Raw genomic sequence first — 12,722 nt, 5'->3', positions numbered from 1 at the left:
TACCCGGACGGGCGGGAATCCGCCGGCCGCCGGGGAGCTGAAACACATCCAGGGCCGACCCCACTTGATCGAGGGCCGGCCCGGGCTTTCACCATGTGATCGAGAGAGCGGACAGCGCGGGATCAACCCGCGTGGCGCTTGAGCGTGAAGGCGAAGTCGCTGGAGAGTTTCCCGCTCAGACGAACCGCAGAAACGAGACTGCCTTCCATGATCAGTCGCTCGACCTCGGCCCGCGAAAGGCCACAGCCTTCCGCGATGAGCCGCACCGGCCTGACCGGAATGTGTGCGTCAAATCGAACCGAGACATCGATCACTTCACGGCCCGGATGATCCGATCCACTGGTGTCGAGCCGCCAGGCGTCGTTCCAGTCGAGAGCGATGTGATTGCGGCGCCGTATGGCGCCGTCCTGGAGCAACTCGGCCGCCAAGGTGGGGTCGTTCTCGTGCGCGCGGTCCAGCAGATCGGGCCTGACCGAGCGCACGTTCGTCCGCTCGACAATGGTGATCTTTGTGGTCGCGCCGCATTGGGTGCAGAGCGCGAGGAGCCAGACATCGAGGAGTTTGTGGTTCGCGTTGACGCGAAACTTGCCGGTCGTCCCGAACGTGTCGGACGTACACGCCTGGCAGCGGCGGCGGATGAGCGGCAGACCTACCGGCTTGACTATCCAGTCATTGCGCACAGAAGTACCCCTGTTTTGGTGTGCGTTCGCCATGGAATTGAGCACGGTGCTCGGCGCATTACTTCTCGGAACGTCGGGCTCGGCCTATCGGTTGGCGTGTCATCACCCTTGAGACCGGACTGCTCGCGCTGACCGTCCCAGCACGTACGACGGACGCTACGGACGGATCGACAAGCCGCGCATCCGCGTCAGGTTCAGCCACGGGTACGCGGTACGTGGACGCTCCACTGCCGGGACTACGCGTCTCGCTTACGGGCTCGGCCTGACGGGGGCCGGCAGGCAGGCGTCCTGCCCGGGGGGGGGCGGCTCCCCACCGGAGTCCGGGTCCCAGGGGAACGGCGGGCAGGTGGACGGCCTGGACGGCGAGGGGGGAAGCGGAGGGGAGCAGGGGGGGAATGCCGCACTCCACAGTGGCATGTATGCGTGCACACTTCTCTCGACGTTCACAGCCCAGACTGCTTCTGGTGATGCCGAGTCACCAACTCGTGCGAAAAGGCGCCGAGTTGGGATTCCGCATCTGGTCGATATGGGATCCGAAGCAGCTGGAGACCGACTTCGCGTCGAGACTCGAAGAAGCCTCGGAGGAGTTGCTGCTCACCGACTTCACCGACGAAATCGGATTGCGCGAAGCCATTGGGCGGACCGCACGGCATCACGGGATTGATGCCGTGCTGCATTGCGGACACGGCGACTCGGTGCTGCCCGTGGTCCGGGAGGCATGGAAGCTGGGCCTGTCCGCGAACCCTCCGGCGGTGTACGAACGGCTCCGGGTGTGCGAAGGGGACGACTGGGCCCCGGCAGAGGCTCCCCGGGTGAGCGTCGAGACCCTGACCGTGAACGGGGCCCATCACGTCGTGGGGGTGACGGCTCAACGCACCAGTGGGCCACCGCACTTCTTCGTGACGGGCTACCTTCACCCGGCGCCCTTGACCGACGATGAGCGAACGGCGATCGAGGCAGTGGTCGACGAGCGGCTGACGGCGATCGGATACCGCTCCGGCCCGGCCCACACACAGGTGGCGCTGATGCCGTACGGACCGCGGATCGTGTCGTGCCGGACCCATCTGGGCGGCGACCGCATCCCCCTGCTCGTCGAGATCGCGCGCGGCTTCGACATGGAGGCGGCGGTCTTCACGGGCCTCGAAGGCAGTCGTCCGGAGGTGCCGAGCCCGTTCCGGTATGCGGAAGTCGGCTTCTTCCTCCTGCCCGAAGGAAGACTGGAGACGTACACCGGCATGGAGGACATCGCCGTGACCCCATGGGTTCACGGAGCTCGCTTTCCGTACAACGTCGGCGACATGATCGCTCCTATCGGCGACTCACGCTCCCGGCGCGCTTATGTGGCCGTCGACGGTGACACACCGGAACTCACCCGCGAACGGATTGCCAGGGGGCGAAAGGATCTTGTTACCGTCATTCGCAATCCTCTACTGTCGGGGTGAGGGTGGGCCAATGCGCAGTACGGGGGGCATGGATGGTGACATCGAGACCCATGGAAGACGATGCGGATCTTCATCCGGAATTCGCCGTCCTTGGCTCATTGGAGATACGCAGCGGCGGCGCCCTGATACCTGTCAACGGGGCACTGCAACGTCGTGTCCTCGTGACCCTGCTCCTCGATGCCGGGCGTGTGGTGCCCGTCTCCCGACTGGTGACGGCCGGCTGGGACGAGCTGCCGCCGGACAGTGCCGAGCATCAGGTACGCAAGACCGTGGCCAAGCTGCGCAGTCGCCTCCCTCACGGCCTCGAGATCATTGTCACCGACGGGCCGGGGTACCGCGCGGTCGTCGGGACCGAACACCTCGATCTGCTCCGGCATCAGCAGCTGATGCGCCAGGCCAGGCAATCGCTGGACGCGGGGCAGGCGGAACGTGCCGTAGCGGAGCTGCGCGAGGCGCTGGCGCTGTGGCGGGGGCCGGTGCTGTCCGGTTCCGGGGGTCAGCTGATCGACGCGGCCTCGACCGCCTTGGAGGAGCAGCGGATCAGCGCTGCGGAACAGCTCTACGACCTGCGCATCGACGCGGGCGAGGCAGCCGAGATCACGGGCGAGCTGCGGGGCCTCGTGGACGAGCATCCCCTGCGCGAGACGCTGCGCAGCCTGCTGATGCTCGCCCTCTACCACTCCGGGCAGCAGGCCGCGGCGCTGGACGAGTTCGCCCGCGTGCGCAAACACCTCGCGGATGAGCTGGGCATCGACCCCAGCGCGCAGCTGACCGGACTGCATGACCGCATGCTGCGCCAGGACCCGTCGCTCGCCCGTCCGGCGCGCCCCGCGACACGTGTCACGCACCCGGTGACCGAGGCCCCCCACACGCTCCCGTTCGACGTGCCCGACTTCTCGGGCCGCCGTTCCGAACTGGAGCGGGTCTGTGAGGTGGCCAGACGCGCCCCGAAAGGGGCCCCGACGGTCATTGCGCTCGACGGCATGGGGGGCAGTGGGAAGACGGCGCTGGCTGTGCGCGCCGCCCATCAGCTGGTGGAGCAGTATCCGGACGGCAGTCTCTTCATCGACCTGCACGGCTTCACACCGGGACAGGAGCCGCTCAGCGCGTTCCACGCGCAGGGTGACCTGCTCGCCGCCGCCAGCATCCCGAGCGAGGAGATGCCCACCGTATCGGCGGGGCGCGCCGCGCGATGGCAGTCCTACATGCGGGGCCGTTGCATGGTGCTCATCCTGGACAACGCCGCCTCCTCCGAGCAGGTCCGTGCGCTGATTCCCGCCTCCTCCAACAGCTTGGTCCTGATCACCAGCCGCCCGAGGCTGACGGGGCTCGACGGAGTCGAATGGCTCTCCGTGGGCGCTCTTCCGGAACAGGACAGCGACCAGCTCCTGCGCGCCACCCTCGGTGCCGAACGCGTCGAGAGGGAACCGGACGCCGCCTGTGAGCTGGCGCGGCTGTGCGGAGGTCTCCCGCTGGCGGTCAGGATCGCCTCCGCCCGGCTGGCGAACCGTCCTCACTGGACCGTGCAGCGACTCGTCGAACGGCTACGCGATCACAACCGGCGTCTGGACGAGCTCACGAGCGAGGGCCGAGGGGTGGCCGGCGCACTGCTGCTGTCGTACCAGTCCATGCCGCGTGACCAGCAGTCCGCCTTCCGGCTTCTGGGCCATCATCCGGGACGCTATCTCGACACCCAGGAAGCCGCCGCCCTGCTCGACACGGACGCCTTGACGGCCGAGGACGTGCTGGAAGAGCTGGTCGACGCACGGTTGCTGGAGGCCAGGGAACCGGGCGTGTACGCCCTGCACGATCTGGTGCGCAGCTTCGTGCAACGTATCGCCCAGGGTTCGCGGGAGCCGGGGGACGAGCCGGCGATGCGGCGGCTCCTGGACCACTACCTGGGCATGACGAAGCATGCGTGCGACGTGGTGTTTCCCGGGCGGCGGCGCATCAAGGACGACGGAGAACACCAGGTAGACGGCACGTTCGATCACAAGGAGAAGGCGCTTCAGTGGCTCGACCAGCACCGTGGCAGCCTTCTGGCGGCGGTGGACGCCGCGCACGACGGGGGGCTGCTGTGGCATGCCGCGCGGCTGCCGCGTGAGCTGGGCTTCCACTCCAGCATCCGTGGCTACGACTCCAGCGCCAACGTGGCGCTGGAGAAGGGGGTCAGCGCGTCACGGCAGCTCGGAGACCGTTCGCTGACCCGGCTGAATCTGATGAACCTGGCCATGGGCAAGTGGCGCCTCGGGCAACTGCGTGACGCGGTCGGTCTGCTGGAAGAAGCCGTGGGGCTGTCCCGGCAGATGGCGGACGAGTACAGCGAGGCGGAGTGCCAGGCACGGCTGGGGCAGGCGTACAGCAGCATGGGAGAGCTCGAGCACGCGCTACGGCTGAGCCAGGAGGTCAGCAGACGCGCCAAGGAGCTGGGTTTCACCCGCCTCGACGGCTCCTCGCTCAGCATGCTGGGCCTGATACTGGCGCGGCTCGGGCGGTTCGAGGAGGCGATGGAGTCCGCGGAGCGGGCGGTGGCCATCTTCGACTCGATCGAGGAGATCCAGCTCTCCGTGACCGCCCTGAGCTATCTCTCCCAGGCGTTAGAGGGCCTGGGCCGCTACGAGGAGGCGCTCGCGCGGGCCAACGCGGCGCTGGAACGGTGCCAGCAGATCGGCATGCCCGCGGCGCTGCCGCTCGTACTCGCCCGCAGAGCCGACGTGCTGGTGCGCATGGGGGCACTGGACGAAGCGGCGGACAGCGCCGACCACGCGCTGTCCAAGGCCGCCAGCAGCACGGACAACATCAACCGCGCCACGGTGCACCTCTCGGCGGGGCTCGTGCGGTACGCGCAGGGGGATCTGGACACGGCGCTGGCCCAGCAGCGGCTGGCCCACGAGATCGCCTGCCGGATGGAGTTGCGCTACGACGAGGCGTGCGCGCTGTGGCACCTCGCCCGTACCGCCGAGGCCCAGGGTCATCTGCAGATGGCACGGCAGCACCGGTCAGCGGCGGACAGCCTCTTCTCCCTCATGAAAGTGCCGGAGACCGCACGGTGAGCCCCGTATGCCGGGCACTCCCCAGCGAGGGGACCGGGCGGGTGCCCGGAGGGGAACCGGCAGGGAAGAGCGATTGCGAGTCTTGGCGGAGTCGAAACGGCGCGTCTTTTCAAAAGGAGCTTCCCATGCGTTTCACCTCTGCTGTCGCCGCCCCCGTCATCGCGCTCGGAGCCGTTCTGAGTGGATTCACGGCTGCCGCCGGCACGGACGCGCCGCAGCCGGTCCAGCACCGCGCTGTCGCCTCCGGTCTCCCGGCGGACACGGTCCTGGTCCAGTCCGAGACGGACCACGGCAACGGCTGAGCAGACCGGCCGCGGCCGCTGACTGCGGCCCACCGACCGCGCCCGGCCCGTCCTCGCCGCACACGTACAGACGCTCGTCACGCCCATAAGGCCGAACACACACGAGCGACGCGAGGCTCGCGATCCCCGCGCGCGGTAACCCATTGATGACAGCGGGGCTTCTCTCTCACTCATTGTCGGGGGGCAACACAATGACCATTCGGGTGCTCGTCTGTGACCAGCTGCCCGTGATCGCGGACGGTCTCAAGACTCTTCTCGACGCGGTGCCGGACATCGAAGTGATCGGTACGACCCACAACGGCATGGAAGCCATCGTCCTGGTGCGCACCATGCGTCCCGATGTCGTGGTCACGGATCTCAACCTCCAGACCATTTCCGGTCTGGAGATGATCCGCAGACTCGGTCAGGAGGACGAGTCGCCCCATATCGTCGTGTTCACCGCGTCCGACACCGACGAGACGGTGAGCGACGTGCTGCATGCCGGCGCGAGCTGTCTGCTCGGCAAGGACGTGAGTCCTCAGGAGCTGATCACCGCGATCCACGGGGCGGCCGCCGGCCAGACCGTGCTCGCGCCGAACATCGCGCAGCGCCTGGTCACCTGGTTCCGTGCGCAGCCGGAGCCTCAGAAGGCCGAGACGTGTCCGGAAGTGACCGAGCTGACCCCGCGGGAACGGGAAGTGACGCGGATGGTGGCCCAAGGCATGTCCACCGAGGACGTGGCTCGCGAACTGATCATCGGCGAGGCCACGGTCAGGACCCATCTCTACCGCGTGCGTACCAAGCTCGGCGTCCGCGACCGTGCGGAGCTGGTGTCACTGGCCTACCGGACCGGACTCATCCGCTCGGCCGCCCACGCCGGCGGCAGCACGAGGGAGTTGTCGCTGGGGAGCTCACGTGCCAGTTGATCCGCGGCAGGGGTGCCGTTGCGGCCCGGGGCTCCCCTCAGGGTGCGGCACCCTGGACCGTCCGGACGTGGTCGGCGCCGACCATCCGCCAGAGCGCGGCGGGATCTCCGTACCGGGTGGACTCCGCCGCAGCCAGCCGGAAGTACCGGTGCAGGCCCAGTTCCGACGTCATCGCGCGCACCCCGCAGCTCTGCATGCTCAGGCGCACGACATCACGCGCGGTCTCGGACGCCATGGCCAGGGCGATGAGGGGCGCGGTGCGGGCGGCGGCCGGCTCGGACTCGACCAGCCAGACCCCTCGGTGGACCGCCGCCCTCGTCGCCCGTGACGCCACCATCGCGCGTGCCAAGGGAAACGACACCGCCGGCAGGTCGCGCAGCCGGGTGCCGAACTGCCGGCGAAGGCCGACGTACTCCACGGCCATGCGGTGCGCTCCGTCGGCGATGCCCAGCAGGTAGGCCGCCTGCCGCAGCCGTGCGCGCGCGAGCGGACCGGTGGGCGCCTCGTCCAGGGCGCCGACGACGCCCGCCGCGCGGACGGGCGTGGCCGCGAACCGGACGACCGGTGGCCAGCTCCCGTCCTGCGTGGTGACGCCGTCCGCCGTGCGCTCCACCGCGACCAGCACCGGATCGCCGTCGGCCCTGGTGGCCACCAGGAACAGATCGGCGCTCAGGTCGTCGACGGTGACCGTGCCGGTCAGCTCCCAGCCGCCGGCGCGCGGCGTCGCGGTGACCCCACTGCCGGTGGGCAGGGCTTCGAAGCCCGCCAGAGCCACGCTCGGCGCACCGACGCCCAGGTCGGCGGCGAACGCGTCGGCCCGGTAGGAGTTGCCGCACGCCGCGCGGCCGAGTTCCTCGCTGACCAGGACCCCGGCACTCAGCCCCAGGCCGAGCCCGTCGGCGTCGGCCGGGCGCTCGAAGTCGGCCGCCTCCAGCGCGTCGAGCACCGCACGGGTCGGCCCGCAGGCGCCGTCGGTCACCGGAGCGCCGTGCAGCTCGATCCGGGCGGGGATGCCGGCGAGTCCGGTACGCAGGGCCGTGCGCAGCTGGAGGGCGAGCGGGTCGGGCGTGAGGTCCATGTCAGTCTCCCTGTCCGATGGAGTCGAACGAGGCGGCCATGATCTGGAGCATCACCTCGGAGGTGCCTGCCGAGAGCGTCAGTCCCGGAGCCTCCCGGTAGGCGGACTCCAGGGTCACGGTCGCTCCGGTGCGGTTGGCCCGCTGCTCAGGGTTCGGGATGTCGGCGGCCCAGACCGCGATGGACTGGGCGAGTTCGCTGCTGTGGTACTTGGCGACGGCTGTCGCGACCTGGTCGACCCGGTCCGCCGCGATCCCGGTGAGGACCTCCCAGGCGAGGACGTGGTCGGCGGCGAGCGCGCCGTGCCAGCGGCCGATCTGCTCAAGGAGGCCGCCGGGCACGGCCTCCGGTTCACCCTCGACCAGGGCTTCGAGGGCGGCGTCCAGCCAGTGCTCCGCCTTCAGGTAGTAGTCCAGGCCGGTGCGTTCGATGGCAAGGGCCTCGTTGAGCAGCGGCCAGCCCTCGTCGCGCGGACCGAGCAGGTTCGCGCCCGGCACCGCGACCGCGTCGAGGTCAACCCGGTGGAAGTGCTCGTCGCCGATGCCGGGGATCATCGACACCGTCACACCGGGGGCCCGCATGTCGACCAGGAACAGGCTGATGCCCTGGTACTTGCCCGCGCCCGGCGTCGTACGGGCGGCGCACAGGCCGAGGTCGACGAAGCGGGTCTTGAGACTGAACACCTTGGTGCCGGTGATCCGGTAGCCGTCGCCGTCCGCCTCGGCGACCGCCCGTAGCCCGCCCAGGTCGGAGCCCGCGTCGGGCTCCGTGTACAGCACCGACGCGAAGCTCTCGCCGCGGGCGATGGGGGGCAGATACCGCTGCTTCTGCTCCTCGCTGCCCGCCATCAGCAGGAACTGGCCGACGATCTGGACGGTGTTCACATGGAACGTGTCCGGCACACCGGCACGAACCAGTTCCTCGGCGACGATCGCGGCGTCGGTCAGCGAGCGGCCCCGGCCGCCGTACTCGACGGGCCAGTGCACGGTGAGCAGGCCCAGCTCCCCGAGCAGCCGGTAGAGCGGGCGCGCGTCCGGCTCGACGCCGAACGCGCCGGTGGCCGCCGCCGCCGCGGCCTGGACCTCGGCGGAGCGCAGAGTCTTCCGCACGTCCGCCCGGAACCGTTCTTGATCCTCTGTGAAGCCGAACCGCATGTGTGTCTCCTCAAGAGGCGAGCGTCTCTTCGATCGCCGCGACGACCCGGCCGATCGCCGACTCGGTGAACAGGGTGTAGTGGTCGCCGGGTACGCGCTCGGCCCGGAAGGGGCCCGTGCACACCGCCCGCCACTGCTCTTCCATGGCGATGTGCGGGGAGGCGACGAGCACAGTGACGGGTCCGCCGTACGGGGCCGGCGGGCGGTAGGCCTGCATGGACAGGGCGGAGCACCGGAACGTCGCGAAGCGGGCGGCCAACTCCTCCTCGGTCAGCTCCAGTTCGATGCCGAGATCGATGAGGGTCTTCCCGACGTCGGCCACCCCCGCGGCCGGGTCGTCGAGGACCGCGGCCACCTCGGGGCCCTCGCGTCCGGTCAGCCGTGCGACGTCGTGCACGAACCGCTGCCGCACCGTCGCCTCGTCCAGGGGCACGGAGTCCTCGTCGTAGGCGGCGTCCAGTAGGATCACCGGTGGCTTTTCCCCGGTGTTCTCCTCGATCTGCCGGGCGACCTCGAAGGCGAGCACACCCCCGTACGACCAGCCGGCCAGGCAGCAGGACGCGGGCAGGCCGGTCTCGGTCAGGGAGCGCGCGATGCGTGCGGCGGTCGCCGCCATCGCCTCCTGCGCGGGCACCTCGGTGTCCCGGGGGTCGGCGGCGAAACCGGTCACGCCGATGTCGCCGCGCAGCGCCCTGGACAGAGGGATGTAGCAGAACAGCTCGCCGCCCGACGGGTGCAGCAGGATCACCTGCGCCGGCCCCGCCTCACGCATCACCACAGGCGCACTGCCGGGTTCCCGCCGGGACGGGCTCGTCAGCGCGTCGAACGGATCGCCGTCGTCAGCGCGGCTCGCGGCGCGGACGGCGTCGATGGTGGCGGCCAGATGCGCGACCGTGGGAGAGGCGAAGAAGTCACCGAGCGTGATCTCCACACCGAACCTGCGGTGGATCGCCGACATCAGCTGGACGGCCTGGAGGCTGTTGCCCCCCGCCAGGAAGAAGTCGTCGTGCGCGCCGATCCGTTCGTCGTGCAGCAGGGGGGTGAGCACGTCACGCAGCAGCCTGCGCTCGGTCTCGGTCAGCGACTCGTCGCCGTGCCCCTCGCCCGGCCGGCTCAGGTCGGGGGCGGGCAGCCTGCGCCAGTCGACCTTGCCGCTGCTGGTCAGCGGCAGCTCGTCGAGGACCACGAAGAAGGACGGAATCATGTACGAGGGCAGGAGCGCGCTCAGATGGTCGCGTACCGCGGGCACCTGCTGCTCGGTGACCCCGGTCAGACAGCCGACCAGGTGCTTGTCCCCGTTGTCGTCGCTCCACGCCCGGACGCTGACCGGACCGATCCCCTCGAAGCCGGTCAACGCCGATTCCACCTCGCCCAGCTCGATCCGCAGGCCGCGGATCTTGACCTGCTGGTCGATGCGGCCGAGGAAGACGAGGCGTCCGTCGGGAAGCCGCTTCACCAGGTCGCCGGTCCGGTAGAGGCGACCGCCGGGTGCGGTGCCGAACGGGTCGGGGACGAACTTCTCGGCGGTCAGCTCGTCGCGGTTGAGGTAGCCGTGCGCCAGCCCGGCGCCGCCGATGACCAGTTCGCCCGGTACGCCGACAGGGACCTGGCGCAGCCGGGGGTCGAGGACGTGCGCCACGTGGTTGGTCATGGGCAGGCCGATCGGCGGGGACGTGTCCCAGGTGCCGCCGCACTCCTCGACGATCATCGTCACGGTGCACTCGGTCGGCCCGTAGCCGTTGAACAGGCGTCGGCCCGGGTTCCACCGGTTCACCAGCTCACCGCTGAACGCCTCGCCGCCGACGAACGCGATGCGCAGGTCGGTGAAGCTCTCCGGCGTCAGCAGCGGCATCACGGTCGGGGGCAGGTCGATGACGGTGATACGGGCCTGCTCCATCAGCGTCTGGAGCCGTTCGATCGACAGCCGTTCCTCATCGGTCGCGAGGCACAGGCGGGCCCCGGTCAGCAGTGCCGAGAAGGTCTCGAAGACGGAGACGTCAAAGGTCGACGAGGCGAACCCGAGCACCCGGTCGGCCGGCGTCAGCTCGAACAGCTCCCGGGTGGAGTCGATGAAGTTGACGACCCCGCGGTGCTTGAGGAGCACACCCTTCGGCTTGCCGGTGCTGCCGGAGGTGTAGATGACGTACGCGATGCCGTCCGGCCCCGCCGCGAGCGGCGGGTTGTCGTCCGGCAGTGCCGCCAGTGCGTCGCGGACCTCGTCCAGCATCACGACGGGCGCGCCGACCTCGCTCACGGCCTTGCCCGCCTCGGCGTGCGCGAGCACCACTCGCAACTGGGCGTCTTCGGCGATCTCGGCGACGCGCCCGGAGGGGTGCGCCGTGTCGAGAGGCACGTAGGCCGCGCCGGCCTTGAGCACCGCGAGGATCGCGGTCGGCAGGTCCAGGTTCCTGCGCAGACACAGACCGACCCGCGCGCCCGGCTCCACACCGTGCGTGCGCAGCAGGGCGGCGAGCCGGTTCGCGCGGGCATTCAGCTCGGCATAGCCGGTCTCGACACCGGAGACGACGACGGCCACGCCGTCCGGGGTCTCCGCCGCGCGCGCCTCGAACTCCGCAACCACGGTGGACTCGCGAACCGGCCGCACCGGGCCCCCGGCGGCCTCGGTGAGGAACGCCTTGTCCGTGGGGCTCAGCATCTCGGCCGTGGACAGCGGGGCGTCCGGGGCCGCGGTCAGGGTGTGCAGCAGCCCGTCGTAGTGCCGGGTGAACCGGGCGATGCTCTCGGCGTCGAACAGGTGGGTGTTGAACTCGACGGCGAGGTCCGCGCCGGCCCCGGGCTCCGGCCGCCGGCTCAGGCTCCAGCTCATGTCGAAGCAGGAGGTGTGGGCCGGGCCGTCCTCGTACGAGATGTCGATGCCGGGCAGGGTGGCAGCGGTGTCCGTGGTATCCGCGTCCGTCACCCCGAACACGATCTGGAAGACGGGAGAGCGCGACGGGTCGACGACCGGGTCCACTGCTTCGACCAGCTTGTCGAAGGGCAGGCCCGCATGCTCGTCGGCCTCCGCCGACACGCGGGCGACCCGCCGGACCAGCTCGCGGAAGGTCGGATCGCCGGAGAGGTCCGCACGCAGCACGCGCAGATCGGTGAAGCGCCCGACCACCGAGGACACGCTGTCGTGGTGACGGTTCTCGTCCGGCGAGCCGATCACCAGGTCGTCGAGGCCGGAGTACCGGTGCAGCAGCGTGCAGAACGTGGCGACGAGGACGTCGTACGGGCTCGCGTCCACCTGCCGGGCCAGCTCATCGGCCCGCCGCAGGGCTTCGCCCCCGACGGTGAAGCGGGCGCGGTCGCCCGCGAAGGTGCGGGTCTCGCCGCGCGGCCGGTCGGTAGGGAACTCCAGGACCTCGGCGCCCGCCAGCTTGCCGCGCCAGTACGCGCCGATCCTGTCCAGGTCGGCGCTGCCGAGCCGGTCGTGCTGCCACCGGGCGTAGTCCGGGTACTGCACCGGCAGTTCGGGCAGGTCCGGTGTGCCGCCCTCGGTCAATGCCGTGTAGAACGCGGCGAGTTCACGCATCAGCACGCCGCGCGAGCGGCTGTCGCAGACGAGGGCGGGCAGGTCGAGCAGGAACAGGTGGTCGTCCGGCTCGAACCTGATCAGCGCCGCGCGCCACATCGGCGTACGGCCCAGGTCGAACGGTTCGGCGGCCCGCCGCTCGATGAGGGCTCGTGCCGCCGCGATGTTCTCCGCCTCGGTCAGCGGCAGGTCGACCGGAACCTCGGTGGCGACGACCTGCACCGGGGCGCCCTCGCGCTCGGCGATCGTGGTCCGCAGCGCCTCGTGCCGGGCCACGGTCGACGCCAGCGCCTCGCGCAGCGCGCCCGCGTCGAGCCTGCCCCGAAGGCGCAGGCACAGCGGGGTGCCGGGGACCGGGTGGTCGAGGAACCGTAGGGTCCGTTGCGCGTGGGAGAGGGGTGTCGGGCCTGTGTGACCGCGCGATGTCGGCCCGCGCCGTGCCACGGTTTCCGCGTGTTCCCTCAGCCGTGCGAGGAACCGCGTGCGGCGCTGTTCGGGGAGCGCGGCGATGTGCTGGGTCATGTCGGTCACCTGAGACTCCTGATGCGTAGCGGTGCCTCGCCTGCCGGGTCGT

General features: G+C 70.2%; 8 protein-coding genes. 4 read left to right on the top strand and 4 right to left on the bottom strand.

From position 1 onward, the window contains the following. Positions 1-122 precede the first annotated feature (122 nt). Positions 123-680, bottom strand: a complete 558-nt coding sequence (locus AB0O67_RS20690) for a DUF1062 domain-containing protein (protein WP_365452039.1) — start codon at positions 678-680, stop codon at positions 123-125. A 503-nt stretch (positions 681-1,183) separates the two neighbouring features. Here AB0O67_RS20690 and AB0O67_RS20685 point away from each other — a divergent pair. From AB0O67_RS20685 to AB0O67_RS20670, 4 genes are all read left to right on the top strand, one after another. Next, on the top strand, positions 1,184-2,122 hold the full coding sequence (locus AB0O67_RS20685) for a phosphoribosylglycinamide synthetase (RefSeq protein ID WP_365452037.1): 939 nt from the start codon (positions 1,184-1,186) through the stop codon (positions 2,120-2,122). Positions 2,123-2,283: 161 nt separating this feature from the next. Next, positions 2,284-5,175: a BTAD domain-containing putative transcriptional regulator gene (locus tag AB0O67_RS20680; protein WP_365452035.1), complete on the top strand. Its 2,892-nt coding sequence runs from the start codon at positions 2,284-2,286 to the stop codon at positions 5,173-5,175. Between the two features lie 125 nt (positions 5,176-5,300). Next, positions 5,301-5,477 (top strand): hypothetical protein, encoded by a 177-nt coding sequence (locus AB0O67_RS20675; RefSeq protein ID WP_365452033.1) that lies wholly within the window; start codon positions 5,301-5,303, stop codon positions 5,475-5,477. Positions 5,478-5,668: 191 nt separating this feature from the next. Next, entirely contained in the window at positions 5,669-6,382 is a 714-nt protein-coding gene (locus AB0O67_RS20670) for a response regulator transcription factor (RefSeq protein ID WP_365452031.1), read from the top strand. Between the two features lie 37 nt (positions 6,383-6,419). Here AB0O67_RS20670 and AB0O67_RS20665 read toward each other — a convergent pair whose 3' ends face one another. From AB0O67_RS20665 to AB0O67_RS20655, 3 genes are read right to left on the bottom strand one after another with little or no spacing between them, the layout of a single operon-like run. After that, a complete protein-coding gene (locus AB0O67_RS20665) occupies positions 6,420-7,460 on the bottom strand; it encodes an acyl-CoA dehydrogenase family protein (protein WP_365452029.1) in 1,041 nt (346 codons plus the stop codon). A gap of 1 nt (position 7,461) precedes the next feature. Continuing rightward, positions 7,462-8,613, bottom strand: coding sequence for an acyl-CoA dehydrogenase family protein (locus tag AB0O67_RS20660; RefSeq protein WP_365452027.1), 1,152 nt, complete (start codon positions 8,611-8,613; stop codon positions 7,462-7,464). A 10-nt stretch (positions 8,614-8,623) separates the two neighbouring features. Continuing rightward, positions 8,624-12,670: an amino acid adenylation domain-containing protein gene (locus AB0O67_RS20655; protein WP_365452077.1), complete on the bottom strand. Its 4,047-nt coding sequence runs from the start codon at positions 12,668-12,670 to the stop codon at positions 8,624-8,626. Positions 12,671-12,722: the final 52 nt, after the last annotated feature.

This window comes from Streptomyces sp. NPDC086077, from assembly GCF_040686175.1.
Lineage (GTDB): Bacteria > Actinomycetota > Actinomycetes > Streptomycetales > Streptomycetaceae > Streptomyces.
This window is presented reverse-complemented; position numbering and strand designations above follow the sequence as displayed.